This window comes from Nocardia sp. NPDC051990, assembly GCF_040680755.1.
Taxonomy (GTDB): domain Bacteria; phylum Actinomycetota; class Actinomycetes; order Mycobacteriales; family Mycobacteriaceae; genus Nocardia.
In genome coordinates, this window is the sequence record NZ_JBFAXH010000007.1 from 287,085 (window position 1) to 313,125 (window position 26,041).

The following is a 26,041-nucleotide window of genomic DNA, read 5'->3' on the forward strand; positions in this document are numbered from 1 at the left end:
AACACCATGACCGCTCTCGACAACACCGAGACCACGCCGGATGCAGCGGCGGCTCGCCCCGGCGCGACGCGATCGGGGCCCGCCGGGCTACGTCGCATCGTCGCCGCGGCCATGGCGGGCGCGGTCGCCGAGTGGTACGAGTTCTTCCTCTACGGCACCGCCTCGGCGCTCGTCTTCGGTCAGGTGTTCTTCCGTTCCAGCGGAAACGCCGTCGACGGCATCATCGCGGCCTTCGCGCTGTATGCGGTCGGCTTCCTCGCCCGCCCTTTCGGCGGGCTGCTGTTCGGACATTTCGGTGATCGCGTCGGTCGCAAAGCGCTGCTGCAGCTGAGCCTGGTCGTCGTCGGTGTCACGACCTTCCTGATGGGCTGTCTGCCGACCTTCGACGCGATCGGATACTGGGCGCCGATCCTGCTGGTGACGCTGCGGTTGATCCAGGGCTTCGCCTTCGGCGGCGAATGGGGCGGTGCGGTGCTATTGGTCAGCGAACACAGCCCGGACGATCGCCGCGGATTCTGGGCAAGTTGGCCGCAATCGGGGGTGCCGCTGGGGAACGTGCTCGCGACCGTGGTGCTGTTGGTGCTGTCGGCGAACCTGTCCGATGAGCAGTTCCTGTCCTGGGGCTGGCGCATCGGTTTCTGGCTGTCCGCCGTGGTCGTGCTGATCGGCTACTGGGTGCGCTCCAGCGTCGACGACGCGCCGATCTTCCGTGCGGCGCAGGCCAGGCTCGAGGCGGATCAGCGCCGGTCACTGGGCATCGTCGAGGTGCTGCGCTTCCATTGGCGCGAGGTGCTTATCGGCATCGGCGCCCGTTTCGCCGAGAACATCCTCTACTACACCGTGGTGACCTTCTCGATCACTTATCTCAAGCTGATGGTGCATGTGGACACGGCGCCGATCCTCGCGCTGCTGCTCGCGGCGCATCTGCTGCACTTCTTCATGATTCCGGCGGCCGGACTGCTGTCGGATCTGATCGGCCGCAGGCCGGTCTACCTCACCGGCGCCGTGCTCACCGCGGGATGGGGATTCGTGGCGTTCCCGATGATGGACACCGGGAACTACGCGGTCATCATCATCGCGATCACGCTGGGGCTGGCGATCGAATCACTCACCTACGCACCGTATTCCGCGCTGATGACGGAGATGTTCCCGACCCACGTCCGCTATACCGCGCTGTCGTTCTGCTATCAGGTCGCGCCGATCATGGCCGGTTCGCTGGCACCGCTGATCGCCGTCAGCCTGCTCGACAGCTTCCACAGCTCGGTGCCGATCTCACTGTATCTGGTTGCGGCGGCGGCTATCTCGGTGGTCGCCGTCGGTCTGGCCAAGGAGACGGTCGGCAAGTCCCTGCAGACCGTCGACGCGGAGTCCGCGAGATGATCGACGCTCGCGGCGACCGGCCTGATCCGAAGTTCCTGGCGATGCCCGGACACCTTGGCCGTTTTGTCGGTGCCACGCGAGGGCGACGGCCGGATCTTGCCGGCCGTCGATATCAGTCCGTGGCTGCGACCGGACGCCACGACCAGCCCCGATCGGGCGTTCTGCCACGTCTATGGACGCGGAAAAGGCCAAGCGCAAATGATTCTCGGGTGGCCCCACTCGTTCGTGGCGGTGCTGGAGTCCGGCCGCACATCATGGACCGCGATGCTGGACGCGGTACGCATCGATCCACGCTCATTGTCGGATCAGCATCCCCTTGTTCTCATCTCACAATCACGACGTGCAGGTTTCGTGGACCGTGGACACCCTCGACACGTTCGAGTTCGATATCCGACGTCGCGGACGGTCCACTGATCAGAGTGGTCGGGCGTTCGGGCACCAGTCGCGCCAGTGCCTCTGGTACGCCGACCTCGATGCTTTCGATGGTCACGACGCACACGTGCAGGTCCGGCACCAGGGTCAATGCCCTGCGGCCCTGGGCCGCGCTGCCGTCGAGGAAGATGGTGCCGGTCTCGGCGCAGGTCACCGTTGACGCGGTCACGACGCCGTCCAGCTCCGATAGCTGCGGGGCTGGCATATCCGAGGAGTCGGCGACAACCTCACCAGCGAACCGTGACAGCCACGAATCATCCAGTCCCGCAGGGACGCCGACGCGTCGGGCGCCGACGTCGGCGAGGACCCGCGCCAGCACATCCGGCAACTCATCGGACGCACTGCGGTGGACGATGGCTTTGTAATCGAGCAGGCGGTCGACCAGTAGTTCGACGCGTTGCTCGCTGGACATCGTCCGCCCGGTCCGATAGGCGCGGGGGATCTCCTGCTCGACCGGCGGCGCGAGTGTCAGCGCATCTCGGATGCGTCCCATGATGACCTCCCGTGAGTTCACTGCTGCGCGTCCTTCCGTGCGGCGGCGATCACGGCCCGCCCCTGTGTGGAGTCCCACCACTGTCGGAATGTCTGCTTCGGCGGGGTCGGGATGTCGCGTGTGGCGGTCCAGCCGTTCAGCGGCGGCGGCAATGTCGATATCTTGCCCTTTTTCCCGGCCAGCACCCGCCCGAGCCCGGCGGCCTTCTGCGCCACCGCGAACCGCCCGGCGGACGACATCACCACCGACGCCGCCTTCATAGCGGCGGCCTCGATTCCGAAGCCGGACTTCTCCACCTTCTGGTGCCGCAACTCCACCAGCAGCGACGGGATATCGATCTTGACCGGGCACGCGTCGTAGCAGGCCCCGCACAGACTCGAGGCGAATGGCAAGGTCGAGTTCGGGTCGCTCTTGCCGTCCATGCCCGCGAGCTGCGGGGTGAGCACCGCACCGATCGGCCCGGGATAGGTCGAGCCGTAGGCGTGGCCGCCGGTGCGCTCGTACACCGGGCACACGTTCAAGCATGCCGAGCACCGGATGCAGTTCAGGGCCTGCCGTCCTACGGCGTCCGCGAGTGCGGCGGTGCGACCGTTGTCGAGCAGCACCAGATGGAAGTTCTGCGGGCCGTCGCCAGGTGTCACCCCTGTCCACATCGAGGTGTACGGGTTCATGCGCTCTCCGGTCGACGACCGCGGCAACAATTGCAGGAACACCTCGAGATCCGTGTACCGGGGAATCACCTTTTCGATGCCCATCACGGTGATGAGCGTCTGCGGCATCGTCAGGCACATGCGGCCGTTGCCCTCGGACTCGACCACTCCGAGGGTGCCGGTCTCGGCGATGCCGAAGTTGGCACCCGAGATCGCGACGGGCACTGTCATGAACTTGTGCCGGAGGAACTTCCGCGCGGCGGCGGCGAGGTGCTGGGGATCGTCGTCCAACCCCGGGTCGACATCCGCCATCTCCCGCAGGAAGATCTCCCGGATCTCCGACCGGTTACGGTGGATCGCCGGGACCAGGATGTGCGAGGGCTTGTCGTGACCGAGCTGCACGATCAGCTCCGCCAGATCCGTCTCGTACGCGTGGATGCCGTTCGCCGCGAGATGCTCGTTGAGCTCGATCTCCTGAGTAGCCATCGACTTGACCTTGATGACCTCGTCCGACCTCGTCGCACGGACGAGCCGGGTGACGATCGCGTTGGCGTCGTTCGCGTCGGCGGCCCAGTGCACGATCCCGCCGCGTGCGGTGACGGCCGCCTCGAGCTGCTCGAGCAGCTGCGGCAGCCGGTTCATCGCGTCGGTCTTGATCGCCGCGCCGGTGTCGCGTAGATCCTGCCAGTCCGGAAGCTCACCGATGACGTTGCGGCGCTTGGCCCGGATGGTGCGGGTCGCCTTGCCGATGTTGCTGCGCAGCTGCGTGTTGGCCAGCTCATGGTGCGCGGCTGCCGGGAATTTCTCGGTGCCGCGCAGGAATCCGACGCCCTTCGGCGCGCGCGGCGGGAAAGAAGGCAGCCCCAGAGTCACACCGCTCATGCGGTCACCCCCACGTTCGACTCGACGGAAGCGAGGATCTCGGCGAGGTGCACGGTCCGGGTGCCCATCCGCAGCCGCGACATGCCGCCGCCGATGTGAAACAGACACGACGAGTCGCTGGCAGCACAGAATTCGGCTCCGGTGTCGCCGATATTGCGGATCTTGTCGGCAAGCATGGCCGTCGATGTCTCCGCGTTCTTGATCGCGAACGTGCCACCGAACCCGCAGCAGGTGTCGGCCTCGGGCAGCTCGACCAGGTCGATCTCCCGCACGGCCCGCAGCAACCGCAAAGGTTTTTCCCCCACCCCGAGCATCCGCAGCGAATGACACGTCGGGTGGTAGGTGACGCGGTGCGGGAAGTATGCGCCGACATCGGTGACGTCGAGGACGTCGACGAGTAGTTCGGACAGCTCGTATGTCTTCGCCTTCACGGCCTCGACCTGCCCACACAGCGCGGCGCTGCCATAGCGGGAGGCGACGATCTCGTGCTGATGCCGCACCGACCCGACGCATGATCCCGACGGTACGACGACGGCGTCGATCGAGGCGTCGCCGAACTCTTCGGCGTAGTTGCGCACCAGCGGTAACGCGTCGGGCTGATAGCCGGTGTTCACGTGCATCTGCCCGCAGCACGTCTGACCGGGCGGGAACACGACCTCATGACCGAGCCGTGTCAGCAGGACAGCGGTGGCTTTGGGAACGTCCGGGAACATCGTGTCCCCGATGCACGTGGCGAACAGCGCGATTCGCATGCGGATCTCCAGGATCGTGCGTCGGCGTGGTCAGACCACAGTAACGCGCTCGGCAGATCCGCGTTCCGCCCTCGTAAAACCGTCTCGATCTGTCACGCGCCCGCTTTGTTGACATAACGCCAATAGTTCGTCAGTCTGATGACGAGACGCGGGTGCGACTGGCTCGCGCGATGAGCAAAGGATTTCTGCGATGGCACGCGCGGCATGGAGTGACGACGAGGTCGAGGCGGTCCGGGAGCTGGCGCGAAACTTCTTTGACAAGGAAGTGGTCCCGCATGAGGAGAAGTTCGTCGCACAGGGACACCCCGATCGCGCCCTGTACAACCGGGCCGGTGAACTCGGCCTGCTGTGCGCCGCGATCCCGACCGAATACGGCGGTGGCGGCGGCACTTTCGCGCACGAGGCCGCGATCATCGAGGAACAGGCGTTCGCGGGTGACGGCTCGATGGGTATGGCTGTGCACAGCTCGATCATCGCGCCCTATCTCCACCACTTCGGGACCGAAGACCTCAAGCAGCGGGTGCTGCCCAAGGCCGCGACCGGCGAGATGGTGCTGTCCATCGGCATGACCGAACCGGGCACCGGCTCGGATCTGCAGAACATCAAGACCCGCGCGATCCGCGAGGGCGACGAGTACGTCATCACGGGGTCGAAGATCTTTATTACCAATGGCTGGCTCTGCGACGGCATCCTCATCGCGGCCAAGACCGATCCGACCAAGGGCGCGGCGGGCGTTTCGCTGATCTTCGCCGAGGTCGGTGACCAGACGCCGGGATTCAAACGCGGCCGCATCCTGAACAAGATCGGCGGCAAGTCCCAGGACACCGCGGAGCTGTTCTTCGACGGACTACGCGTACCCGCCTCGAATCTGCTCGGCGAGGCCGAGGGCCAGGGCTTCTATCAGATGATGCAACTGCTGGCCCAGGAGCGACTGGTCACCGGCATTCTCGCGGTCGCCATGATGGAGAACGCGGTGCGGCTGACCGTCGAATACACCAAGGGGCGCGAGGTGTTCGGCAAGCCGCTGTTCGCGATGCAGAACACCAAATTCGAGCTGGCCGAATGCGCGACCATCGCCAAGGTGAGCCGGATCTTCCTCGACGACTGCATCGGCAAACATCTACGCGGCGAACTCGATATTCCCACGGCTGCGATGTCGAAGTATTGGCTCACCGACCAACTCGGTATTGTGGTCGATCGCTGCCTGCAACTGTTCGGCGGCTACGGCTATATGACGGAGTATCCGATTTCCCAGCTCTACACCGGCGCCCGAGTGCTGCGCATCCTCGCGGGCAGCAACGAGGTAATGAAGGATCTCATTGCCAGGTCACTCTGAAGTCACCGCTAGCGATCGCTTGCAGGTCGCTCGAAACGACACCGAGGCGCAGCCGCGCAGGCGCAGGCTGGAACCGGACGAGCGACGCGCACAGATCCTGGAGTGTGCGATCGACATGTTCGGCGAGCGGCCCTACGCGGCGGTCTCCACCGCGGAACTCGCGCAGCGGGCCGGAGTCGCGCGCGGACTGATCAACCATTACTTCGGCAATAAGCGTGATCTGTATCTAGCGGTCGTGCGCCGAATGGTCACGCTGCCACGCCTAGACGATATGGTCGCCCCGACCGGCACCGATCGGGAGCGCGTCGATGCGAGTGTGCACTGGCTGCTCGATGTGATCTCCGAACACGGCAGTACCTGGGTCAAGGTGACCAGTCACGAAGGTGTCGGCGAAGATCCCGAGGTACAGCAGATCCTGGATCAGGCCGATGACGCGGCCGCCGAGCGAATGCTGCTGATGGTCGGTCGCGCGGATTCGGCGCGCAGTGCGCAATTGCGCGCCATGGTCCGCGCCTTCGGTGGGTTGGTGAAAGTCGCGGGCCGGGAATGGATCACCCGCGGCGCTCTCACCCGCGAGCAGGTGCACATGCTGCTGTCCGACATGCTGATGACACTGATGACCGAAACCATGCCGAAGGTCGATCCCGGGCCCTGACCTTACGCCGCAAGCTATTTCGGCAATTCCGAACGGCTGTCCCGCGCCGCGATCCTGTGCTCGGTGGCACTGTAGCGGACAGGCCGCACATGGCCGGGTGCGTGCCCGTTGCGGCCGTATTTCAGTTCGATCACTTCCTCGCGGCGATGTTCGACCAGCAGTGCGCCGATTCCGGTGATCCACAATGCGGCCGTCGCTATGGCACCGATCTGGGTCCAGCCGATGAAGCCGTAACCGGCCGCGGTCAGCGTGCAGGCCATCGCGACGATGCCGAGGGCGCAGAGGATGATGCCGGGAACGTTGTAGTCGTCACCGAGTAGGTCGCCCGCGTGGGAATGCCACGGGCGGCGTTGTTGTCCGGTCGAACCGGATTCGGCGAGCATGGAACCCTCCTGTGCCGAAATCACCGCATGAATCGGTCCCGAGACCAGCATGTACCTCGACGGCGCGGCGCGGGAGTGGCGGTTGCTGGTTTGTTACTCCGATGCTCGATCGGCATCGCGCCGAATCCCGTCCGCGCGGTGCCGAGTTGACATGGCGGCGTTCGCGATTACGGTTTGATGACGATCGATCGGCTGTTTCGGAAGATGTTGCGGCCGTCGGCCCCTATCCTTTGTCGGTATCGGGGCGGGTCCGGGCAGTTCGAGGTTCCTGCGCGGTTTGGTGGTGTGGAAGAGGGACCTGGATGGCACGGACGGATAACCGTGAGCGCGAGCGCTGGCCGCAGGCGCAGCCGGACGAGTACGAGGCCGAGACGGCAGCGATCGACCGGTGGCCGGATTCGGAGCCAAGCGACCGCTGGCCGGAGGTCGAGCCACCGGCCCGGCGGGCTTCCCGGGCCGGTCGACTACGGGTCGAGGTTCCGCCCATCGTCAACCCGTATGCGATCGTCGCATTGGTAGCCGCCCTGCTCGGCCTCTTCCCGGTCGCGATCGTGTTCGGGTTCATCGCCTTCAGCCATCCGCGTGGTAAGGCGATGGCGGTGTGCGCATTGCTGCTCGGTGTGCTCGAGGTGGTCGCTGTCGCAGGATATGTCGTGCTGTCGGGCAGCAATCTCGCCGATGCGCTGTCCGGGGCGAACCGGACCCCGGTCGTCTCGAGTGTCGCGCTGCCCTCCACTATCGCCCAGACCGCCGTCGTGCAGCCTTCGGTGGCGCCGACCGTCGTTGTGCCCCCGGTGACCTCGGCCGCCCCGTCGACGAGCCAGGCGACCCCGAAGAAGGGCACGGTGTGCACCGAGCCGGGCCGCATCGGTACGGGCGCGGACGGCACCACCCTGCTATGCCTGGCCAGCAGCGGTGTCTATCAGTGGAGCGGTCCGTACACCGTCGGTGGCACCATCGCCGAGCCCGGAGCCAAATGCGACGGTTCGACCAAGAGCGCCCGCACCGCCGACGGGCGCGCATTGACGTGTGAGAGCAAGGCGTGGGTGCTGTGGACCGAGTAGCGCGGTTGGGGACCGAATAGGGTGCGGAACCGAATAGCCTTCCAGTAGCTATTCTGCTGTCTCCGGCTTCTTGGCCCGGCTCGGTTGGACCCGGGGCGGCTCGTTCGGCATCTTGGGATATTGCGGTGGCCACGGTGCGTCCATGAGCCCGGATGCCATATCTCGCTCCGACATTTTCAGCAGCGGCTCGATGGATTGGGCCGGTCGGTCCGCCCACGGGTCGCCGGATTCGGCCAGCCGGGTGGGAACGGTGACGATGGTCAATTCCTCGGGGACAATGGTATCCAGATCGGACCAGTCGATCGGCGTGGAGACCTGTGCGCCGACCTTCGGGCGCACGCACCACGCGCCGAAAACCGTCTTGTGCGGAGCATTCTGGTTGAAGTCGACGAAGACGCGGTCGCCGCGTTCCTCCTTCCACCACTGCGCGGTGATCTCGTCCGGATGCCGCCGCTCCAGTTCCCGAGCCAGCGCGACCGCCGCCGCGCGCACCTGATAGCCGTCCCATTTCGGTTCCAGCGCAACGTAAATGTGCAATCCGCGCGAGCCGGAGGTCTTGATCCTGGAGTCGATGCCGAGTTCGGTGAACAGCTCGCGGGTGAGTACGGCGGCGTGTTTGAGATCGTCGAAGGTGTTGCCGGGGGAGGGATCCAGGTCGATGCGCAGCTCATCGGCGATATTCAGATCGTCGACGTGATTGGGCCAGACATGGAAACCGAGGCAGCCCTGGTTCACCGCCCACAGAACGTGTGCGAGATCGTGGGCGACAAGGGCATCGCTGGTGGTGCCGTTGGGCGTGGCGACCTCGACGGTGTGCAGCCAATCGGGCGCGGATTTCGGCACCCGTTTCTGGAACCACGACTTACCGGATGCCCCATCGGGATACCGCTCCAACAGCAGCGGCCGATCGCGCACCACCTTCAGGAACGGCTCGGCCACCGCTTGGTAGTACCGCACCAGATCGAGTTTTGTCTCACCGCGTTTGGTGAAGTAGATCTTGTTCGGATTGCTGATGGTGACGGTTCTGCCGTCCACCTCGATATCGACCGATTCACTCATCATTTCCCCCGGGCTTTGGTGAAGATGGCGCTCAATTCGGCCGGTGCGACCTCGTCGAGCTGCGCGTAGGTACACGATTCCGGGGTGCGATCGGACCGGAAACGGACCAGTCTGCCGCCGTGCCGCAACCGACCCGACTGCACATGTTCATAGCGGACCTCGGCGACCAACTCCGGCCGCAGCGCCTCCCAGGACAGATCCTTACCGCCGGTCCACCGGCTCACCCCGCCCGGCATCTTGCCCTCGGCCTTGGCCTGCGCCGCCGCATCGGCCCATTCTCGCCACGGGTGGTTCGCCAATGCGTTCTCCCGCAAGGGTTTCAGCTCATCCACCAGCGACTTGCGTTTGGCTGCGGGGAAACTGCTCGCCACACCGACATGATGCATATTGCCCTCGTCGTCGAAGAGTCCGAGCAGCAGGGAACCGATGCCCTCACCATCTTTGTGCCAGCGGAAACCGGCCACCACACAGTCGGCGGTGCGTTCGTGTTTGACCTTGAGCATCACCCGCTTGTCCTGCAGATACGCCAGGTCGTTGGACTTGACCATGACGCCGTCGAAACCCGCACCCTCGAAGCGGGTGAACCAGTCCTCGGCGACGGCGGGATCCTGGGTGACCGGGGTCAGGTGCACGCGGGCGAGTTCGGTATCCAGAATGGTCTCCAGCAGCCGTCGGCGTTCGGCGAACGGTTCGCCGGTCAGATCCTTATCGCCGAGCGCGAGCAGATCGAAGGCGACAAAGCTCGCGGGCGTTTCCTTGGCCAACTTGTTGACCCGCGACGCCGCCGGATGTAACCGATTCTGCAAGGTGTCGAAATTGAGTCCCTCATCGGTGACCACCACGATTTCACCGTCCACCACGCATTTATCCGGCAGTGCCGCCTTCAGCAGTTCGGCGACCTCGGGAAAATAGCGGGTGAGGGGGCGGTCATTGCGGGAACCGAGTTCCACCTCGTCGCCATCGCGGAACACCACGCAGCGAAAACCATCCCATTTCGGTTCGTAACTCAGGCCCGGCTCACGTGGCACCGAGGGCGCCGTTTTCGCCAGCATCGGCCTGACGGGCGGCATCACGGGTAAGTCCACACCATCCTCCTCGGGGTCCGTTCTCTCACCCATATCGACGTCGCAGTCGACGCGGATTCATCGGTGCGGTCGGGGCGGTGGCTCGATCCTAGGACTCCGGTCCGACAAGGTCGTAAACCTCGCCCGGACCGCCCGTGGTGGCGTCGAGGGTGGCCGACCACGCAACAACTGATCAGGTGCGAACATGGGTGACTCACCGGGGACGGGCTAACCCGACTTACACCTTGCCACCAGGCGCGACGCAATTTTTGTGGCACCTGAGTCTGGCGCCTGAAGGCCCGGGGAGGCGGGGGAGCGGAGCTTGCGCTACTCCAGCCAGCCGTGCTGATCGGCGAAAGCGGTGAGGCGGTCGCGGATGGTGAGGATCTCGCCGGCGGTGAGAGCAGGGCTCGCGTCCAGTAGTAGTTCGGTGATCAGGCGTTTGTGTTCGGTGGCGGTCAGCTGGCCGGAGCCGGATCTGTCCTTCTTGTGCCGAGGAGCGGGTGCCAGCGGTTGACCGCCGACCACCGCGAGGTTGACCGCCTTCGGACCACGGTCACCCTCGGTCACATCGAATTCGAACACCCGCCCCTGACGCAGCTCGTCCTCGTCCAGTCCGATGTCGTTGACATGAACGAACACGTCCGGGCCACCATCGTCGGGCCGGATGAACCCGAATCCCCGCGAACTGTCGAACGACACCAATTTCCCGATGGACACCAACACCCGCTCCTCGCGCCGACGCTACTCGGTCACTTTAACCCGCATTATCCCCGTTGTTGGACGAAAGCGCCTTTTGTAACGAGTTGAATACAGTGAGGCCCTGACCGACCATTCCGTTGACCAATTCGCCGACGCCGTCCGGACCGTTGAGGACCGTCAGGTTGGCGCTTGCCAGGCCGTTGGAGGCCTGCTTGACGATTTCCGGCAGTTGCTCGATCAGCAACTGGTCCAATGCGATCCGATTGTTCGAGGCCGCCGCCTCGGCCTGGATCCGGGTCCGATCGGCCTCGGCCTCGGCGAGGATGCGCACCCGTTCCGCCTCGGCCTGAGCGGGTTTCACGACTTCGGCCTGCAACTGCTGCTCACGCAGTTCGGCCTCCTTGCGTGCCTGCTCGGCCTGCGCGGCGAGGACCTCCTGCATCGCCTTGGCCTCGGCCAGCGGGCCGGCCTGCGCCGCTTCGGCATTGGCCTTATCGATATCCTGCTGATACTGCGCCTGGAGAATGGCGGTCTCGCGCTGATATTCGGCGCGGCGGCGCAGCGATTCCTGTTCGGCCTCGGCGGCGTGCTGCGCGGCCTGGGATTGCGCGATCTGCGCATCGCGCTGCACGGCCGCATTGTGCGGTGCGGCCAGTGCGGTGATGTATCCCAGATTGCCGTCATCGATGGATTGGATCTGGAACGAATCCACCCACAGGCCGATATTGCTCATCTCCACCTTGGAGGCCACCAGCACCTCGTCGGCCAGCCGCTGGCGTTCGCGGATGATCTCCTCGACCGTCATCGAACCGACGATCGAGCGCAGGTGTCCGGAGAAGATGCGGCCGGTCAGCACCGACATCTCCCGCTCCTGTTCGGACAGAAAGCGTTGGGCCGCATTGACGATCGACTGGGTGTCGTTGGCAACCTTGAACGCGATCACCGCGCGCACCTCGAGCTGGATGGCCTGCTTGGTGACGCAGCGTTCCTTGATCTCGGCCTCGAACATGGCCAGCGACAGGTAGCTCACCTTGCGGAAGAACGGCATCACCCATTTGCCGCGCCCGATGACCACGCCGAAGGGTGCGTTGTCCTTGCTCTTACCGCCGCTGACCAGCATCGCCTCGTCAGGATCCGGAACGTGATATCCCAGCACTGTGCCTCCCTAGCAGTTCATAACTTCGATCACGGGTGTCAGATGTCATCGACCGGGACGGGTTCGAGCGGAATCCACGGCACCACATCGACGATGCGGCCCGGCTGTACCGCGATGATCAAGACAGTTTCGCCGGCCGAGATCGGCTCGGCCGCCCGCGCGATATATATCTCCCTGCCCCCGCGAATCGCAACCAATACTTCGCCGAGCATTCCGGCACCCCGGATCGGCGATGTGAGCGTACCCGTCAAACCCTGTACAGGGTCGGTCATCGCGATGAACTCCTCGCACTCAGTGCCCGAGTTGTCAGCGTACGCGCGGTTACGAGAGGGAGGCCGATCACAACGTCCGCGAACGCAGCCACGGCACCAAACGCTACCGCCACTCGCTCGTCGGCGATCTCACCATCGACTACGAATGTGTCTCGCTGCCAGGCGATCCCGATCAGACACTGTGCATCTATACCGCCGAGGCCGGCTCGGCCACGGAGACCGCACTGCGGTTGCTCGCTGCGTGGATCGACTCACCTGGTCCGCCGTCCGATGTACGCCGCGCGCAACGTTCAATCCCGCTGCGCCGCAGCCGAATGCGGCTCGAATCAGGACTGGTACAGCGAGCGGTAGGCGGCGAGCGTCGCCACGCAGTGCTCGATGACCTGCTCGCGGGTGGCGCGCAGCGATCCGTTCAACCAGGCCGAGAACATGCCCGCATTACCGCTGGCCATGGTGAGTGCGGCCAGTCTGCGCCGCACCGGATCATCGATATGGGCGAACAGATGATCCTGCAGGACCTTGGTGAAGACCGGCATGACCGCGATGGTGGTCTGGCCGAGGCCGGTGCTCGAGTACGGTTCGACCAGGAACAGCCGGGACTTGCGCGGATCGGCGAGCACCTTGTCGACCAGGATCTCCGACAGCGCGCGGTCGCGGGCGGGATCGGCGGCGGCGAAGGCGGTCATCGGTTCCAGGAATTCGTCGGCGACCTGCCGGTAGAGCACATCCAGTAGTTCGTCGCGGCTGGTGAAGCTCTCATAGAAGTACCGGTCGGTGAGATTGGCGCGCCGACACACCGCTCGCATGGTGACACCGCTCGCACCCGATTCCCCGATCAGGTCGAGCGCGGCCTCTAGCAGCGCGGCGCGGCGAGCCTCTCGACGTTCGGTGAGCGTCGTACCGCCCCAGATCCGAGGACCGGCATCGTCCGCTGATTCCTGGCCTTTCTGCACCCGCCCACAGTAATGCCTGGCTATCGGGGCGAGGTCAGGGTTGCCCACACACCTCCGGTCGCCGTGCGCGAGCCGGGGACGGTTCAGCCGCCGCGTTCGAGTGCGAATCCGGCATCGCGCCAGGCGACGATTCCGCCGCCGAGGCTGCTGGCGTCGAAACCGTCCTCGCGGGCGATCGCGGCGAAGCGCCGGGATAGTTCGCCGACCGGACATACGAATATCAGGGGGCGTGATCGGGAAAACGGGATGCCGTGGGTGAACATATCGTCGAGTTGGTCGTCGCGGATATTGATCGCGCCCGGCACGTGACCGATGCGATAGGCCATGGCGCCGCGGGTGTCCACGATGGTGGGGCGGGCGGTGCGGTCCAGTTCGGCCAATTCCTGCGGGGATACGGTGGGGGTCGCGGCGAGTTCGGCAGCCGTTGGTGCGCGGCGGCGATCGGCGCGGCCGAACAGTTCCGGCCTGCGCTTCTTGATATAAGACAGATACGGCTCGAGTCGGTCGCAGACGATGAAGACCGCCACCACCGGCTCACTCGAGGAAGCCGCCTGCTCGCGAAGGGTTTCCAGCGCCGCGGCATAGCTGGCGCCGCTGGTCGGACCGGCCAGGATGCCGTACCCGGTGGCCAATGCGAGGGCAGCATCCACCGCGCGGGTGGAATCGATGGTGACGATACGGTCGTAGAAATCGGGTTGGAACAGTCCCACATCCCACATCTCGCTCTCCGAGCGGATACCGGGTATGAAATCCGACCGATCGGAAACCACTGCGGTACAGCGCAATTCGGGATTGTGTTTGCGCAGGTAGGTGGCGGTGCCACGGGTGGAGCCGGTGGTGCCGAGCCCGCCGATCAGATAGTCGACGCGAGTGATGCCGTCGGCGGCCAAGTCTTCATGGATCTCGCGGCCGGTGCCGTGGTGATGCGCCTCGATATTCTTCTCGTTGGTGTACTGCGAGGCGTGATAATAGGCGCCCGGTTCCTTGCTCATGGTCGCCTCGATCACCGAATACACATCGTTCGGTGTGGTCGGGTCCGGACATTCGGACAGGCCGGGCAACTCCACGATCTCGGTGCCGAACAGCTGCAGCAGCTCCCGCACCTCGGCGACCTTGATCCGATTGGTCACCGCGCGTAGACCGATGCCGTGTATCGCGCCGAGAATGCGCAGCGCCTTGGCGGTATTGCCGCTGGACGCCTCGATGAGCGTCTGCCCGCCCGCCCGGATCTCATCCAGATCGTCGCGGATCATGCCCCAGGCCACCCGGTCCTTGACCGAGCCGAAGGGATTGTGCGACTCCAGTTTCGCGTACAGCTCGACATTGTCCAGGCCGTGCACCGCCGGATCCAGCCGCAGCAGCGGCGTATTGCCGATCAGCTCGGTGATGTGGTCGTAGCGCATTACGGCGCCTCGGAGGGGCGGCGCGGCAGCGGCGGTCGCCGGGGGCCGCGCGGGGGTGTTCGGCGCGGTGGCGGCAGACCGACCGGTATGAGTGGTTCGTAGTCGGTATCGCGGTAGACCTGGAAACTGCCCGCGCGGTGTACGACGGCGAGTTTCGCGGGCAGTGCGTGCATCGACGCCGAGGCCGCGGACAGATCCATGTGGTAGGCCCCGGTATTCGGAAACACCACCAGATCACCCTGGCGTGGGCATTCGGGCAGCCACACCTTGTGATTGGTGATCAGATCACGCTCCAGGCACAGGCGTCCGGCGAAATACACACCGACCGGGCCGGATTCGACCACCGGACGCAATGTCGGTGTGGTGTCGGCGGCGCCGCGCGGCGGCAATACGCCATCGCCCGGGACGGCATCGCGCACAGGACTCGGCAGATGCGCGACACTCGGCAGGATCACCGGATCGACCATGACCTCCTGATCCGCGGGTGTCACCTGATCCCGGCTCAGATCCAGATTTACCAGCACCGTGCCATCAGCGAGCTCCTTGACGAACTCCACCCGCGACACCGTCACCCCCGCATGATCGACCAGCGCTTTACCCGGCTCCAACCAGATATCGAGCATATTGTCCCCGGCGACCTGTGCCACGGTGCGGCCACCGTGCCGCTCCAGCGGGGCACCGAGCAGATCGTCCAGCATCCGCGTCGCGGCCACGGTGTTCGCATACTTGTGGAAGACCGGAATCCCGTGCACCGCACCGTCATCGACGTGATAGCCGAAGGTATTGTTCGACCAGCTCATCGATTCGCCACGGCCGAGCAGCGATTCGCGCAGTGCCCGCACATATCCGTCGAAGCGGTCCGCGTCGGCGGTGAACACCTGCCGGAAGCCGCCGCCGATATTCAATACCGAAGGGCCGAGGCCACAATCGTAGGCGCGCTCGACCAAATCGAGGCAGGCGTCGATGGCCCGGATGCGTTCCGCGGCATCACCGGAGTCGATATGAAAGGCGAAGCCGAGGAACTCGATTCGGCGGCGGTTGGCCGACAGCAGGTCCAGGGCACGGTCCACATGGGCCAGCGGGACACCGAACCGGCTCACCGCCGTCTCGTCGAAGCCGGACACCCGTAACAGCACCGGAACTCGTGCGCGATCACCGGCCAATTCGGTGATCCGCTGCAACTCCCACAGATTGTCGACATTGATGGTGACACCGCAATCGATCAGATCACGCAGGAACGCTTCACCTTTCGGTCCGGTCACCTCGATCCGCATCGGGTGGAATCCGGCTCCGATGGCATTGGCCAGCTCCTGCGGCGAGGCGACATCGATGGCGATTCCGGCATGTTCGGCGGTGCGCACGAAGGCACGGGACTGATTCACCTTGTGCGCGTAGCAGATTCGGTAGCGCGCATCCTTGCTGTCTAGTACGGCGCGCAATCGCTCCAGGTTCTCCGCGTAGACCTGCGGAAACACCAGGTGGATCGGGGATCCGAAGCGAATCAGCGTCTCCTCGACGGCGTCGCGGGTATCGAGATAGGCGCGCACCAGCGGATGGATCTTCGCGGGTAGCGCCGGTGGCGGTGCCGTCATACGGCGGTTTCCGTGGGCTGGGATCGCACGGGCGCCAATGCGGTTCGCGCCGGTTTCTCGGTCACCGGGTTGTAGCCGCCGTCGCGGATCGACTCGAAGGCGCGGGCCCGATTGCGCGGACTGCGGAATTCGGCGACCACCCGCTTACTGGGCAGATCGATCTCGATCATCTTGATGCCCATATTCTCCAGCACCCCGGTGATCGTGCGAACACAGTGCTGACAGCTCATATCGGGCACATAGAAGATCCGATCCTCGGCGCTGGCAGGCAGGTCGGCGGTCAGTTCGTCCAGCTCGGCATTCACCTCGGTGATCCGGATCCGCTCGGCGAGCTGTTCGAAGATCTCGACGAACTTGTCCACGACCACCGGCAACAGCGTGTAATGGGCGCCGCCGAGATGATGTGGCATGGCGGCCAGGCATGCGGGCCGGGTATTGCCGGGCAGCAGCGCGTACTGGCGGGAGATGAGATCGAGATCGTCATGGTACTTGTCAATGGCCGCGTCGACGCTGAGTCCCTCGACGCCAGTCGCTCGCCGCATTACCGTGTGCGCGTCCTCGATGGTGGCATCCTTCATCGCGCGCAGCGTTGCCACTGTGTCGGCGGTGTAGCGCACCGTGCCGTCGGGTTGTGCGGCCAGGGTCACCGGAATCATGCCGCGGCGGTAGGTGGAGGCCTGCAGCTCCCAGTACCAGCGGGTGGCGACCGAGGTGAAGATGCCGGAATCGTAGATGCCCCTGGCGAATTCGGCCGCCGTGCGATACTGCGTCTGCCGCGCCAGCAGTGCATGCTGGGCCAGTGCGCGCCCGGTGGCCTCGATGCCGACGCGGAAGATTTCGATCGGATCGTGATCGGTGGTAGTGCCGTCCAACAGCGCGTGCTCGCGCGGGCCGAGGCCGTCGACCCGTTGTGTCAGTGCGGAATTCGCGGCGAGGGCATGCCAGAGCACCAGCACGGTTTCACGCATGGCGATGGGCACGAGCGGGCCGAGGCCATCGGCGCGGAAGTGTCCGGTATTGGGGACGCCGTCGCTATCGGTCCAGGCGATACGGTGCGTCGCACTGGTGACCTGCGCGGGCTGGCACGGTTGCATGAACTGTTGCAGGTACAGCCGCTGCGAATAGGTGAGGTGACTGCCCGGCTCGGGACGCAGTGCGGCACAGGTGTATTCGATATGTCGACTCGACGGAACCGCGATGGGAGTGTCGAACAATCCGGGTTGGGCCAGTCCCGCCAGAATCCGGGACGCCGCGCGCCGGTCATAGCGCGGGGTGTCGTGCATTCTTATGTGACCTCCTCGGCAATCGTCTTGACGCAGGTCGCGAACCGGTCGATCTCGTCGACTGTGTTGTAGATGTGCGTGCTGACCCGTACCGAGTCCGTGGCCTCGTCGCCACCCCGGGGGGAGCAGTGTAAGCCGGTGCGGACCAGAAAACCCAACTCGCTCATGACGAATCCGAGATCGGTCGCGGAAATGCCTGCGAGCGTGAAGGACACGATGCCGTAGCCGATCGCGCACGGTGCGTGCGCCGGACCGGGGAGGAATTCCAGCCCGGGTACCGGACGCAGATTGTCGATGAGCCGCAGCGTCAATGCGCGATTGTGCGCGGCGATCACACCGACATCCAGCGATTCCAGCACCTCCAGTGCGCTGCCGAGGGCCAGGATGCCCGGAATGTTCTGGGTGCCGCCCTCGAGCAGGTCCGGCATGCCGGTCGAGGTCAATCCGGCGTCGGTGAGATCGACCCCGGTATTTCCACCGGGCAGGAAAGGCAGCAGCCGATCGTGAACTCTGCGGTGGCAGTAGAGGATTCCGGTACCTGGCGCGCCGAACATCTTGTGCGCGGCGAAGATCGCGAAGTCCGCGCCGAGTTCGGTCACGTCCAGCGGCATATGCCCCGCGCTCTGACTGCAGTCGAAGCACAGCAGAATCCGGGGATCGAGCCTCCCGCGCAGCTCCTCGAGTGTGGTGAGTCCGCCGAAGGCGTGGTGCAGATGGCTGGTGGTGATCAGCCGGGTGCGCGGACCGACCTTGGCCAGAATGTCGGCGGTATCGGCTTCGCCGAGTTCGGTCACCCGGTAGGGGACCAGTTCGATGCGCCGACCGAAGCGGGCGAGTACCGTGCGCAGATGGTGCCACGGATGCACATTCGAGGCGTGATCGCGTGGGTTGTAAAGGATTTCGTCACCGTCATCGAGTTCGGCCAGCCCCCAGGACAGTGCGACGGCATTGAGCGCCGCGGTAGCGCCGCTGGTGAAGACCACCTCCGCGGGTGATTCGGCGCCGATGAAGGTGGCCATGCGTTCGCGGACTTGGGCAAGGCGGGTGGTCAGATTGGTGGCCCACGGGTAGGTGCCGCGACCGGCATTGGCGGTGCGTGAGGAGTGATAGCGGTGGATGGTCTCGATGACCGGCAGCGGCTTCTGCGTGGTTGCCGCGCTGTCCAGATAGACGTCCGTGGATTCGGCCAGCGCCGGAAAAAGTGCGCGCACGGCCGCGAGCGGCGCTGGTGCCGGTATCTGCGGGGCGGACTGGATGATGGTCGATCGGACTAGGTGCGCACCGGACGCAGGTGACTGCAAACTGCCGCTCCCTTCCGAGAACGCACTGGACGTCACCAACGATACGCATTATTCCGAGCGACTTCGAAGATTTCTCGTAGCCAACGTCTTTCGACAAGTCACAGGTACCCGAGGCCCTGTCGCGGATATCCTGGATCGTTCAGTACTGCCCCTGTACGTACTCGACCAGATGCTGGCGTTCGGTGGTCAGTTCCGAGATCGCGCTCTTGACCACATCGCCGATGCTGACAATGCCGACCAGACGGCCGTCGCGGACCACGGGCAGGTGCCGGACGCGGTGCTCGGTCATGGTGCCGCGCAGTCCGTCGACCCGGTCATCGGGGTCACAGGTGCGCACATCGACGGTCATGATCTCCGCGACCGGCGTATCGAGCAGCGCGGCGCCGCGCGCATGCAGACTGCGCACCACATCACGCTCGGAGACAATGCCGAAGATCCGGTTGCCGTCCGGCGATACCACCACCGCCCCGATATTGTGTTCGGCGAGCGTGCCGAGCAGGGTCCGTACCGTGGTCTCGGGCGCGACGGTCGCCACGTCGCTGCCCTTCCTGTGCAAGATCTCCGCTATTCGCATGATCCACCATCCCGACGTCGTGGCACTACTAGAATGACGCCTTTGTGATCTCGTGACCAGCACAAATCCGCATCAGGATGCGATTTACAGCGGGCGGACGACGTTGCGGTCCAGATCGCGGGCGAGCAGGGCGATGGCGGCCTGCGAGATGCCTGCCGAGGTGGCCAGATCTATGGAGGTCAGCTGGGCGATGCGGCGCAACCGGTAATCGACGGTATTCGGGTGCACATAGAGCTGGCGCGCGGTGAGCTGGCGATTCATATCATTGCCGAGGTACGCGCGCATGGTGTCGAACAGTTCGGGATGGGCGTCGAGCGGATCGAGAATGGTCGCGATGCGGCGGGTCGCGGGACCGCCGCGGGTGAGCTGGTACTCCACGGCCAGGTCGGCCATCTGGTACAGGCCCGGATGGCGTCCGCCGACCCGCACCAGATTGAGGAGCTCATGGGCCTGGTCGGCGGCGTCGGGTATCCGATCGGTCTCACTGGTGACCAACGTCGCGGTCAGCGCGACCTCGGCGGATTCGGCTAGCACTGTCAGTGTTTCGACGGTCAGGACCGGTGCATCGTCCTCGATCGGGACCAGCAGCGTGCCGCCCTTGGTGCTCAGCAGCGCGAGTACCCGCGATTCGAAGGTTGTGGCCAGTTCCGCCTGCAGTCGGCGCAGCTTCCTGCGGCCGGCCACATGGCTGTCGACCCGAGGATCGCGCTCGTCGGGATGTTCCGGAATCGATAGCGCGACTACCTGATACGAGTCGGCAATCGGTATGCCCGCCTGGCGGGCGAGTGCGGAACTGCCCCGACCGCTCAGCAGCGCCGAGGCCAGTGTCTGCGACGCGGTCTGGTGTTCACGCGCGACGAGATGCTGTTCCTCGACATAGGCGTCCGAAACCGCGGCGGTGATCGCCTCCAGGAGTTCGAGCATCAGGTCGGTGGCGACCAGCAGTTCATCGACATCGTCGGCCTTGGCGCGCGCGGTCACCAGTCCGAATGCGATGCGCAGCCCCTCGTGGTAGGCGCGCAGGATGGTGCCGAGCGGCACTGCCTCGCGAGCCCATTGCGCCGCGGCCGCTGTGACTTCGCCGAGCTGTTCCTCGCCGGGAACCGTTCGCTTGTCGAGCATTTCGGCGGCCAGTGCCAGGCAGCTGCGGGTCAGTTTGGTGACATCGCCACGCAACTGCTCGCCGGGCAGCGTGCGACACGGCGCCGTGCAGGTCGCGAAGTAGCCGACCATGCGCGAGGCGACGCGGTCGGTATCGAGTAGGGGAATCGACGCGGGCTGGCCGCCGATCTCTAGAACAGGTTCCGTCGGCTCGACGGACCGATCCAGCGCGGAGAAGGTCATCAGCGTCGCTCCAGGGCCACCTCGGACGTAATAGATCTGCGCCCGAATCGTTGCATCACTATACGAAAAAAGTTATGCACCCAGGGAAGATTGCGCGAGATCTATTGCCTGGCGAGCACGTCCCGAGGTCGTTTCGGTTCCGGCTGCGCTGCACCTCTTGACATCGTGCGGCGTGTGGACCCGTACTCTTTCAACGCCGCGGCCGATGCCGTCGCGCACTCGCAGGGTCGCACAGTGAACCGCTCAATACCTGAAATTCGAAGGGGGAGTTGGTAAGGCGGTGCGAATGGTCACCGTCCGGCTCCACGCACCACGCTGGTCGGGATGGCTATGCTCGCGCGGAGCCCGACCTTCGGGTCCCGGGGCGACCATGCACAACATCATGCTCCAGGACGGCTGTGATCAGGACATATCTCGATCAGCTGACGAGGACATACTCGTCGTATACGGTATCCATGGTGCTGCGGGCACTCGACCCGACCACACTTCCGAACCTGGTGTGCACCTGCAACCCCTGGTTCGTCGGCCGTGGTGCCGAAATCTAGGCCGCGCCTTGTTGATTCCGCAGCTCGGAATCGATTACCAGTGCTCCGCTACGGATTTCGCGTTCGATCGCGATGGCGGCGTAGTGCCGACCACTGGCGCGCAGCTCGGCGATGCGCCGCTGTAGTGCCTCGGTGCCGTATGCCGCGGCGACATCGGCGATCCCGAGTCGACCGGCAGCGTGTGGTGAATTCATGCGAACGCCCCTGTGGCTCTGGCGCCGAGAGATCCCGGCGGCGACAGCGGCACGGGCTCCCGGTTGCGAAACTCCCTTGTCGCGCACGAGTTTAGAGCGATGTCTCGTGCAGATGCAAGTACATCTGCACGAACATCATTGCGTGCGCAGCGATTTCGGAGCAAATACAATGGGAGCCGTTGGGTTCGAACGCTATTCGTCGTTCAGTCCGGCCGAGAGGTAGGCGGCGGCGGCGAGCCACTGGCGGCACTGCGGGCCATGTACCTCGTGTAGACGCAGGATCTCGCTGGCCTGTCGATAGGTGATTCCGCGCGGCTCGACACCGCAATCGAATGGCGCGTACTCCGGCGCAGCCGAGCATTGCCGCAGGATGTCGATCCCGGATCCGCCGGCCATCATGGCCCCGTGCGGAGTTCGGAATGGCGTACTCATCTCGACCGCCCCTCGCGTCTGCCGGATGGGGAGATAATTGTGGTGACGCTGGCGCGAACTCCCTGCGTACCTCCCCGATTCTGGGTCCGAGTCTAGGCCGCCGGCGCTTACAGATGCAAGTACATCTGCACGAACGACCAATAGAAATATGAACGGCGGTCGTCGGCCGGGTGGTCGATGACCGCCGTTGTGCCGCTTGTGCTTCAGGGCTTGTGTGCGACCGCGCTGTAGGCGGAGATCGGCCGGATCTCGCCGACCTCTGCGGTATCGGTGCGCCACTGGGTGATCGACACGAACCTGGGCTCGACCAGTTCCAAACCGTCGAATACGGCACGGATTTCGGCTCGAGGGCGAGAAATGTAGGGTGTGCCGCCGGCGCCGATTTCGAGGAACTGGCGGATGCTTTCCTCCCCGGCTGGACAGCGCGCCGCGCGCATGAGGAACTGGCGCGACTGCACGGCCATGGTGGTGATGTCGGGGTCCACCTCGACACCGGCGGCACCGGCGATCCGGTCGATCTCGTAATAGTCCTTGCCGCCCATCCAGTAGTTCCAGATGCGCGCGGACTGGGGGATGTCGGTCCGGATGGGCGGGCTGTGATCGTCGGACATGGCTGGACTCCTCGACGAGCTGATAAACGGTGAACCGGACTGCTCGGACGGCGGACGTCGCGATTGGCTGGCACGGCCGATGTGCACTGTGACAGTACAAGATTCGCCTCCGCTAGACCCTCGCGATGGCGTAGGCGATCACGCATTTCGGGCGCGTCGCGCGGTGCCGGGTTCGGCACGCGGGGTAACGCTTCGACCAGGGGCGCGTAGGGGACCGGCAGGTCTGAATTCTCTTGTGCCGCATGGCGAAGCATCGTGATATCTTGCAGATGTAGGTGCAAATGCAAGAACGTTTGAGCGCACATCTGTAAGGCCGCTCGAGCGTACATCTCACACAGGAGTGGGGAAGATGTTCGACACCGGTACACCCAAGATCAAAGGCGCGTGGCGCAAGAGCTCGTTCAGCGGTCCGTCGGGCGGTAACTGCGTCGAGGTCGCCGAAGCGTCGGATGGTTCGGTCGCCGTTCGCAATTCACGCGATCCAGAAGGCGGCATGCTGTTCTACACTCGACCGGAGATCGACGCGTTCGTGCGCGGCGCGAAGGCCGGGGAGTTCGACGACCTGACCAGCTGAGCGTTAGCATGAGCGATCGGTGCGGTGTGTTGAATGTGGTTTTTGTGACACACTGTGGTCAAACCCGAGTATCGGAGATGACTTCATGATCGCAGAACCCGATGACGACGGTCGTGTGCAATCAATTGTAGTGGAACGTGGTCCGACCGTTTTGCGGATCGCGCTGGGCGGGCAGTTGCGTGACCTCCGGGTGAAGAATGGCATCACCCGTGAGGCCGCAGGTGACGCCATCCGCGGTTCGCACGCCAAAATCAGTCGTCTCGAGTTGGGCCGCACCGGTTTCAAGGAACGCGATATCCGCGACCTGCTCACCCTGTACGGCGTCACCGACGCCGAGGAGCGGGAAAATTTCCTGGATTTGGCCAGGCAGGCGAACGAACCAGGCTGGTGGCATCGCTATAGCGATCTGCTGCCGTCCTGGTTCGGCACCTACATCGGCTTGGAACAGGCGGCGACCAAGATCCGTACCTACGAGGCGCATCTGGTGCCCGGCCTATTGCAGACACCCGAATATGCCAGGGCCGTCATGTCACTGGGGTACGAGGACGCCGATATGGACCGCCGCGTGCAGGTCCGCATCCGTCGCCAGGAAGTGCTGCACCGGGCCGATCCGCCGATCATCTGGGCGATTATCGATGAGGCCGCGCTGCATCGGCCGGTTGGTGGTTCGCGGGTGCACCGCGAGCAAATGGAACACCTCATCGAGCTGGCGGAACTGCCGAATGTCACGGTGCAGGTCCTGCCGTACTCGGCGGGCGAGCATGCGGCCGCCGGAAGTTCGTTCAGCATCTTGCGTTTCGCCGAGACCGAGCTGCCCGACATCGTCTACCTCGAACATCTGACGAGTGCGCTGTACCTGGATCGCAAGCAGGATCTGGCGCTGTACCTCTCGGTCATGGACCGCCTGAGTGTGCAAGCCGAGGCGCCCGGCGAGTCGCTGAAGATCCTCGCCGAGTACGCGAAGAACGCCTGAGCGGCCCGATAGCCCTATCGGCCCGGATCGCTCGGGTTGATGGTGCTCGTCTCGGCTGCGAGCGCGTCCGCGGCGGCGAGATCGAAATCGCCCTGATCACTGCCGCATTCGCGCGCGACCAGTGCGGCGACCGTATTGTCCAGTATCGCTGCGGCACGCAGATTCCAGCCGAGTGCGATCGTCCGGGTGAATCCGGCGGATAAGGCGTCGGCGCGATCATTTCGCATTGATGACCACATCGGTGCTGTAGTGAACCTGAGTGCCTGGTTCGACAAATCGGTCGGCGGCGCAGTGCCAGGCCAGGAAATGATCGGTGAAACGGTGCGCTTCGGCGGCCTCTTCATCGATATAGACCTGGTAGAGGAAAAACCGGTGCGGATCAATGCGGTCGGCACACACATCGAATCGTAAGCAACCAGGTTCCTCGCGTACCGATGCGGCGGCGCTGCGACTGACCACATCGAGGAATTCGCCGCGGGATCCGGGTCGCAGCTTCAGGGAAGTGATACGACTGAACACGGTCATGTTCTCCAATCTGGCGGCGAATAATGTCAATCGGTCAGTGCGGCACCGTCTTCGGCGACCAACTGGCTACCAATATTCGAGACCGCGCGGGTTATCGGTGTGTCGCCTGCGATGAGCTCCAAAGTGGTGTGCGTGGTCTGTGACGCGCGCAGAATCTCGGCGAGGACGACGGCGACATCGGCCCGGGCGATGCTGCCGAAGGGCAGTGGCGGGGTGCTCAGCAACACCCGGTCGGTCGCGGCGGTATCGAGCAGCCGGCCGGGGCGCAGGATCGTCCAATCGAGATCGCGGGCCCGCAGATCGTCCTCGGCCTGGGTCTTGGCGTCGATATAGGCGGCCCAGACCTCATCGGTCCCGGCTGCGGGCGGCTTACCCGCGCCCATGGTCGAGATCTGCACGAACCGCCGGACACCGGCCGCATCGGCGGCATCGGCCAGCAGCACCGAACCGCCCTTGTCCACCGTGTACTTGCGGGCGGCCCCGCTGCCCGAACCTGCGCCTGCGGCGAAAATTACTGCGTCGGAACCCTTTACGACGGCGGCGAGCTCCGCCACCGTGCTGTGCTCGAGATCGAGGACGACCGGTCGTGCGCCGGTGGCCGCGACCTCGTCCGCATGGTCGGCATTGCGGATGAGGCTCTCGACCTCGTCGCCGCGCCCGGCGAGTATTCCGCCGAGCCGTAGTGCGATCTTCCCGTGTCCGCCTGCGATGACGATGCGCATGTAGGGTCCTTTCTTGCAGTTGCGTCGCTCGAAATGATCACCGTTCGGGTCCTCCGGGATTGCACGATGCCTGGACGGTGGCCTGATAGCCCACCGCCGGACGCCAGGGTTCCAGATTCCAGCTCTCCTTATCGGGCTGCAACATACGGGCCCAGGCCCAATGACAGATGAACTGGTCACGCATTCCGCGAGTATCGGCGTCTGGGGCGTGTGTGAGCACCTCCTGCCACGCCCGTTCCTCGGTATCAGGGAAGGCCTCACGCCGCCCGGCGTCGGTCGGGTAGACCAGCAGGCGGGGGCCGTCGACGCCCTCGGTCCAGGTGGTGTGGTCGATGAGCGGCATACCGGCGTAGGGATCGACGCTCGGCAGTGCGGCAGAGGTAGTGGTATTGGTGGCCGCGGTCGTCGTGGTTGTCGTCACGGCCGTCGCGACCGACGCTGTCTCGTCGGAGCCGCATGCGGCTGCGGCCGGGACCAGCGCGCCGCAGCACAACAGTGCCACAGCCCAGCGTGCCCGTTCGCTATTCCGCTGGGTCAACATCGATCCTCCCGCATGGTGTCCACCATCCGAGGGTAGCCATCGTGCGGCGGCGCAACAGCCATACCGGGATGTGGCGGCCACCCTGATCTCGCTGCGGGCTCATGGACCTCATGTTCCTCAACCGGACCGTCGGCGGTATGGATCAGGACTGCGCGGGTCGATCGTGCTCCTCCGCGAGGACGTCGCGTGCGGAA

Annotated in this window: 30 protein-coding genes and 1 pseudogene; 8 read left to right on the plus strand and 23 right to left on the minus strand. The window is 64.8% G+C overall.

From position 1 onward, the window contains the following. The first annotated feature begins 6 nt into the window (after positions 1–6). Positions 7–1,380, plus strand: a complete 1,374-nt coding sequence (abaF, locus tag AB0L63_RS16710) for a fosfomycin efflux MFS transporter AbaF (RefSeq protein ID WP_364500932.1) — start codon at positions 7–9, stop codon at positions 1,378–1,380. 63 nt (positions 1,381–1,443) lie between these two features. Then, complete coding sequence (locus AB0L63_RS16715) at positions 1,444–1,794, plus strand: transposase (protein WP_364500935.1); 351 nt, start codon at positions 1,444–1,446, stop codon at positions 1,792–1,794. On the opposite strand, the gene AB0L63_RS16720 is transcribed toward AB0L63_RS16715, so the two are convergent. Genes AB0L63_RS16720 through AB0L63_RS16730 form a run of 3 tightly spaced genes read right to left on the minus strand, consistent with a single transcriptional unit; the run spans position 1,703 to position 4,589 of the window. After that, positions 1,703–2,326 carry an LUD domain-containing protein gene (locus tag AB0L63_RS16720; protein ID WP_364500938.1) on the minus strand — a complete coding sequence of 208 codons (624 nt, stop codon included), beginning with the start codon at positions 2,324–2,326 and terminating at the stop codon, positions 1,703–1,705. The genes AB0L63_RS16715 and AB0L63_RS16720 overlap by 92 nt on opposite strands. Next, positions 2,323–3,837 carry a lactate utilization protein B gene (locus AB0L63_RS16725; RefSeq protein ID WP_364500940.1) on the minus strand — a complete coding sequence of 505 codons (1,515 nt, stop codon included), beginning with the start codon at positions 3,835–3,837 and terminating at the stop codon, positions 2,323–2,325. The genes AB0L63_RS16720 and AB0L63_RS16725 overlap by 4 nt, the downstream gene beginning before the upstream one ends. After that, the gene (locus AB0L63_RS16730; RefSeq protein ID WP_364500943.1) at positions 3,834–4,589 is read right to left on the minus strand and encodes a (Fe-S)-binding protein; all 756 of its coding nucleotides are present in this window, start codon (positions 4,587–4,589) and stop codon (positions 3,834–3,836) included. The genes AB0L63_RS16725 and AB0L63_RS16730 overlap by 4 nt, the downstream gene beginning before the upstream one ends. 190 nt (positions 4,590–4,779) lie before the next feature. Here AB0L63_RS16730 and AB0L63_RS16735 point away from each other — a divergent pair, with 190 nt between their 5' ends. Together AB0L63_RS16735 and AB0L63_RS16740 are read left to right on the plus strand one after the other, a co-directional pair. Next, positions 4,780–5,925, plus strand: coding sequence for an acyl-CoA dehydrogenase family protein (locus tag AB0L63_RS16735; RefSeq protein ID WP_364500946.1), 1,146 nt, complete (start codon positions 4,780–4,782; stop codon positions 5,923–5,925). A gap of 19 nt (positions 5,926–5,944) precedes the next feature. After that, complete coding sequence (locus tag AB0L63_RS16740) at positions 5,945–6,580, plus strand: helix-turn-helix domain-containing protein (RefSeq protein ID WP_364500949.1); 636 nt, start codon at positions 5,945–5,947, stop codon at positions 6,578–6,580. Positions 6,581–6,594: 14 nt separating this feature from the next. Here the strand turns inward: AB0L63_RS16740 and AB0L63_RS16745 are convergent, their stop codons facing one another. Beyond that, positions 6,595–6,963: a hypothetical protein gene (locus AB0L63_RS16745; protein ID WP_364500952.1), complete on the minus strand. Its 369-nt coding sequence runs from the start codon at positions 6,961–6,963 to the stop codon at positions 6,595–6,597. A 302-nt stretch (positions 6,964–7,265) separates the two neighbouring features. On the opposite strand from AB0L63_RS16745, the gene AB0L63_RS16750 reads away from it, so the two are divergent. Further along, a complete protein-coding gene (locus tag AB0L63_RS16750; RefSeq protein ID WP_364500955.1) occupies positions 7,266–8,027 on the plus strand; it encodes a DUF4190 domain-containing protein in 762 nt (253 codons plus the stop codon). Between the two features lie 48 nt (positions 8,028–8,075). Here the strand turns inward: AB0L63_RS16750 and ligD are convergent, their stop codons facing one another. The 5 genes from ligD to AB0L63_RS16775 form a co-directional block, all read right to left on the minus strand. Beyond that, a complete protein-coding gene (gene ligD / locus AB0L63_RS16755; RefSeq protein ID WP_364500958.1) occupies positions 8,076–9,086 on the minus strand; it encodes a non-homologous end-joining DNA ligase in 1,011 nt (336 codons plus the stop codon). Further along, positions 9,086–10,171, minus strand: coding sequence for an ATP-dependent DNA ligase (locus AB0L63_RS16760; RefSeq protein ID WP_364500962.1), 1,086 nt, complete (start codon positions 10,169–10,171; stop codon positions 9,086–9,088). The genes ligD and AB0L63_RS16760 overlap by 1 nt, the downstream gene beginning before the upstream one ends. Before the next feature lie 306 nt (positions 10,172–10,477). Next, positions 10,478–10,876, minus strand: coding sequence for a cold shock domain-containing protein (locus tag AB0L63_RS16765; RefSeq protein WP_364500965.1), 399 nt, complete (start codon positions 10,874–10,876; stop codon positions 10,478–10,480). A gap of 31 nt (positions 10,877–10,907) precedes the next feature. Beyond that, positions 10,908–12,008 carry an SPFH domain-containing protein gene (locus tag AB0L63_RS16770; RefSeq protein ID WP_364500968.1) on the minus strand — a complete coding sequence of 367 codons (1,101 nt, stop codon included), beginning with the start codon at positions 12,006–12,008 and terminating at the stop codon, positions 10,908–10,910. A 38-nt stretch (positions 12,009–12,046) separates the two neighbouring features. Then, positions 12,047–12,280 carry a hypothetical protein gene (locus AB0L63_RS16775; RefSeq protein WP_364500970.1) on the minus strand — a complete coding sequence of 78 codons (234 nt, stop codon included), beginning with the start codon at positions 12,278–12,280 and terminating at the stop codon, positions 12,047–12,049. A 65-nt stretch (positions 12,281–12,345) separates the two neighbouring features. Here AB0L63_RS16775 and AB0L63_RS16780 point away from each other — a divergent pair. Next, a pseudogene (locus tag AB0L63_RS16780) lies at positions 12,346–12,504 on the plus strand (transcriptional regulator); the annotation flags it as partial. Positions 12,505–12,606: 102 nt separating this feature from the next. On the opposite strand, the gene AB0L63_RS16785 reads toward AB0L63_RS16780, so the two are convergent. The 10 genes from AB0L63_RS16785 to AB0L63_RS16830 form a co-directional block, all read right to left on the minus strand. Continuing rightward, positions 12,607–13,281, minus strand: coding sequence for a TetR/AcrR family transcriptional regulator (locus AB0L63_RS16785; protein WP_364500972.1), 675 nt, complete (start codon positions 13,279–13,281; stop codon positions 12,607–12,609). A 35-nt stretch (positions 13,282–13,316) separates the two neighbouring features. Then, the gene (locus AB0L63_RS16790; protein WP_364500974.1) at positions 13,317–14,636 is read right to left on the minus strand and encodes a pyridoxal-phosphate dependent enzyme; all 1,320 of its coding nucleotides are present in this window, start codon (positions 14,634–14,636) and stop codon (positions 13,317–13,319) included. Beyond that, on the minus strand, positions 14,636–16,228 hold the full coding sequence (locus AB0L63_RS16795; protein WP_364500977.1) for a decarboxylase: 1,593 nt from the start codon (positions 16,226–16,228) through the stop codon (positions 14,636–14,638). Before AB0L63_RS16795 ends, AB0L63_RS16790 begins: the two co-directional genes overlap by 1 nt. Further along, complete coding sequence (locus tag AB0L63_RS16800; protein ID WP_364500980.1) at positions 16,225–17,511, minus strand: heavy-metal-associated domain-containing protein; 1,287 nt, start codon at positions 17,509–17,511, stop codon at positions 16,225–16,227. Before AB0L63_RS16800 ends, AB0L63_RS16795 begins: the two co-directional genes overlap by 4 nt. 2 nt (positions 17,512–17,513) lie before the next feature. Next, on the minus strand, positions 17,514–18,722 hold the full coding sequence (locus AB0L63_RS16805) for an aminotransferase class V-fold PLP-dependent enzyme (RefSeq protein ID WP_364500982.1): 1,209 nt from the start codon (positions 18,720–18,722) through the stop codon (positions 17,514–17,516). Between the two features lie 229 nt (positions 18,723–18,951). Beyond that, on the minus strand, positions 18,952–19,386 hold the full coding sequence (locus AB0L63_RS16810) for a CBS domain-containing protein (RefSeq protein ID WP_364500985.1): 435 nt from the start codon (positions 19,384–19,386) through the stop codon (positions 18,952–18,954). An 84-nt stretch (positions 19,387–19,470) separates the two neighbouring features. After that, positions 19,471–20,730 carry a helix-turn-helix domain-containing protein gene (locus tag AB0L63_RS16815; RefSeq protein WP_364500987.1) on the minus strand — a complete coding sequence of 420 codons (1,260 nt, stop codon included), beginning with the start codon at positions 20,728–20,730 and terminating at the stop codon, positions 19,471–19,473. Between the two features lie 541 nt (positions 20,731–21,271). Beyond that, positions 21,272–21,469, minus strand: coding sequence for a hypothetical protein (locus AB0L63_RS16820; RefSeq protein ID WP_364500990.1), 198 nt, complete (start codon positions 21,467–21,469; stop codon positions 21,272–21,274). Positions 21,470–21,661: 192 nt separating this feature from the next. After that, positions 21,662–21,901 carry a hypothetical protein gene (locus AB0L63_RS16825; RefSeq protein WP_364500993.1) on the minus strand — a complete coding sequence of 80 codons (240 nt, stop codon included), beginning with the start codon at positions 21,899–21,901 and terminating at the stop codon, positions 21,662–21,664. Positions 21,902–22,104: 203 nt separating this feature from the next. After that, positions 22,105–22,512, minus strand: a complete 408-nt coding sequence (locus AB0L63_RS16830) for an SAM-dependent methyltransferase (RefSeq protein WP_364500996.1) — start codon at positions 22,510–22,512, stop codon at positions 22,105–22,107. 349 nt (positions 22,513–22,861) lie between these two features. Here AB0L63_RS16830 and AB0L63_RS16835 point away from each other — a divergent pair, with 349 nt between their 5' ends. Together AB0L63_RS16835 and AB0L63_RS16840 are read left to right on the plus strand one after the other, a co-directional pair. Further along, complete coding sequence (locus AB0L63_RS16835) at positions 22,862–23,086, plus strand: DUF397 domain-containing protein (RefSeq protein ID WP_364500999.1); 225 nt, start codon at positions 22,862–22,864, stop codon at positions 23,084–23,086. 85 nt (positions 23,087–23,171) lie between these two features. Then, positions 23,172–24,059, plus strand: coding sequence for a helix-turn-helix transcriptional regulator (locus AB0L63_RS16840; RefSeq protein ID WP_364501002.1), 888 nt, complete (start codon positions 23,172–23,174; stop codon positions 24,057–24,059). A gap of 14 nt (positions 24,060–24,073) precedes the next feature. Here the strand turns inward: AB0L63_RS16840 and AB0L63_RS16845 are convergent, their stop codons facing one another. The 4 genes from AB0L63_RS16845 to AB0L63_RS16860 are packed head-to-tail and all read right to left on the minus strand — an operon-like array spanning position 24,074 to position 25,844. Beyond that, positions 24,074–24,286, minus strand: a complete 213-nt coding sequence (locus AB0L63_RS16845) for a hypothetical protein (protein WP_364501005.1) — start codon at positions 24,284–24,286, stop codon at positions 24,074–24,076. Then, positions 24,276–24,584, minus strand: coding sequence for a putative quinol monooxygenase (locus tag AB0L63_RS16850; RefSeq protein WP_364501007.1), 309 nt, complete (start codon positions 24,582–24,584; stop codon positions 24,276–24,278). The genes AB0L63_RS16845 and AB0L63_RS16850 overlap by 11 nt, the downstream gene beginning before the upstream one ends. 26 nt (positions 24,585–24,610) lie before the next feature. Continuing rightward, complete coding sequence (locus tag AB0L63_RS16855) at positions 24,611–25,306, minus strand: NAD(P)H-binding protein (RefSeq protein WP_364501010.1); 696 nt, start codon at positions 25,304–25,306, stop codon at positions 24,611–24,613. A gap of 37 nt (positions 25,307–25,343) precedes the next feature. Further along, the gene (locus AB0L63_RS16860; protein ID WP_364501013.1) at positions 25,344–25,844 is read right to left on the minus strand and encodes a DUF2599 domain-containing protein; all 501 of its coding nucleotides are present in this window, start codon (positions 25,842–25,844) and stop codon (positions 25,344–25,346) included. Positions 25,845–26,041 lie beyond the last annotated feature (197 nt).

What these genes read in the sequence shown, in the direction of transcription:
- abaF (WP_364500932.1), top strand. Translation starts at nt 7, where the DNA reads ATGACCGCTCTCGACAACACCGAGACCACGCCGGATGCAGCGGCGGCT.
- AB0L63_RS16725 (WP_364500940.1), bottom strand. Translation starts at nt 3,837, where the DNA reads ATGAGCGGTGTGACTCTGGGGCTGCCTTCTTTCCCGCCGCGCGCGCCG.
- AB0L63_RS16730 (WP_364500943.1), bottom strand. Translation starts at nt 4,589, where the DNA reads ATGCGAATCGCGCTGTTCGCCACGTGCATCGGGGACACGATGTTCCCG.
- AB0L63_RS16735 (WP_364500946.1), top strand. Translation starts at nt 4,780, where the DNA reads ATGGCACGCGCGGCATGGAGTGACGACGAGGTCGAGGCGGTCCGGGAG.
- AB0L63_RS16745 (WP_364500952.1), bottom strand. Translation starts at nt 6,963, where the DNA reads ATGCTCGCCGAATCCGGTTCGACCGGACAACAACGCCGCCCGTGGCAT.
- AB0L63_RS16750 (WP_364500955.1), top strand. Translation starts at nt 7,266, where the DNA reads ATGGCACGGACGGATAACCGTGAGCGCGAGCGCTGGCCGCAGGCGCAG.
- ligD (WP_364500958.1), bottom strand. Translation starts at nt 9,086, where the DNA reads ATGAGTGAATCGGTCGATATCGAGGTGGACGGCAGAACCGTCACCATC.
- AB0L63_RS16775 (WP_364500970.1), bottom strand. Translation starts at nt 12,280, where the DNA reads ATGACCGACCCTGTACAGGGTTTGACGGGTACGCTCACATCGCCGATC.
- AB0L63_RS16790 (WP_364500974.1), bottom strand. Translation starts at nt 14,636, where the DNA reads ATGCGCTACGACCACATCACCGAGCTGATCGGCAATACGCCGCTGCTG.
- AB0L63_RS16795 (WP_364500977.1), bottom strand. Translation starts at nt 16,228, where the DNA reads ATGACGGCACCGCCACCGGCGCTACCCGCGAAGATCCATCCGCTGGTG.
- AB0L63_RS16800 (WP_364500980.1), bottom strand. Translation starts at nt 17,511, where the DNA reads ATGCACGACACCCCGCGCTATGACCGGCGCGCGGCGTCCCGGATTCTG.
- AB0L63_RS16810 (WP_364500985.1), bottom strand. Translation starts at nt 19,386, where the DNA reads ATGCGAATAGCGGAGATCTTGCACAGGAAGGGCAGCGACGTGGCGACC.
- AB0L63_RS16815 (WP_364500987.1), bottom strand. Translation starts at nt 20,730, where the DNA reads ATGACCTTCTCCGCGCTGGATCGGTCCGTCGAGCCGACGGAACCTGTT.
- AB0L63_RS16820 (WP_364500990.1), bottom strand. Translation starts at nt 21,469, where the DNA reads ATGAATTCACCACACGCTGCCGGTCGACTCGGGATCGCCGATGTCGCC.
- AB0L63_RS16825 (WP_364500993.1), bottom strand. Translation starts at nt 21,901, where the DNA reads ATGAGTACGCCATTCCGAACTCCGCACGGGGCCATGATGGCCGGCGGA.
- AB0L63_RS16830 (WP_364500996.1), bottom strand. Translation starts at nt 22,512, where the DNA reads ATGTCCGACGATCACAGCCCGCCCATCCGGACCGACATCCCCCAGTCC.
- AB0L63_RS16835 (WP_364500999.1), top strand. Translation starts at nt 22,862, where the DNA reads ATGTTCGACACCGGTACACCCAAGATCAAAGGCGCGTGGCGCAAGAGC.
- AB0L63_RS16840 (WP_364501002.1), top strand. Translation starts at nt 23,172, where the DNA reads ATGATCGCAGAACCCGATGACGACGGTCGTGTGCAATCAATTGTAGTG.
- AB0L63_RS16845 (WP_364501005.1), bottom strand. Translation starts at nt 24,286, where the DNA reads ATGCGAAATGATCGCGCCGACGCCTTATCCGCCGGATTCACCCGGACG.
- AB0L63_RS16850 (WP_364501007.1), bottom strand. Translation starts at nt 24,584, where the DNA reads ATGACCGTGTTCAGTCGTATCACTTCCCTGAAGCTGCGACCCGGATCC.
- AB0L63_RS16855 (WP_364501010.1), bottom strand. Translation starts at nt 25,306, where the DNA reads ATGCGCATCGTCATCGCAGGCGGACACGGGAAGATCGCACTACGGCTC.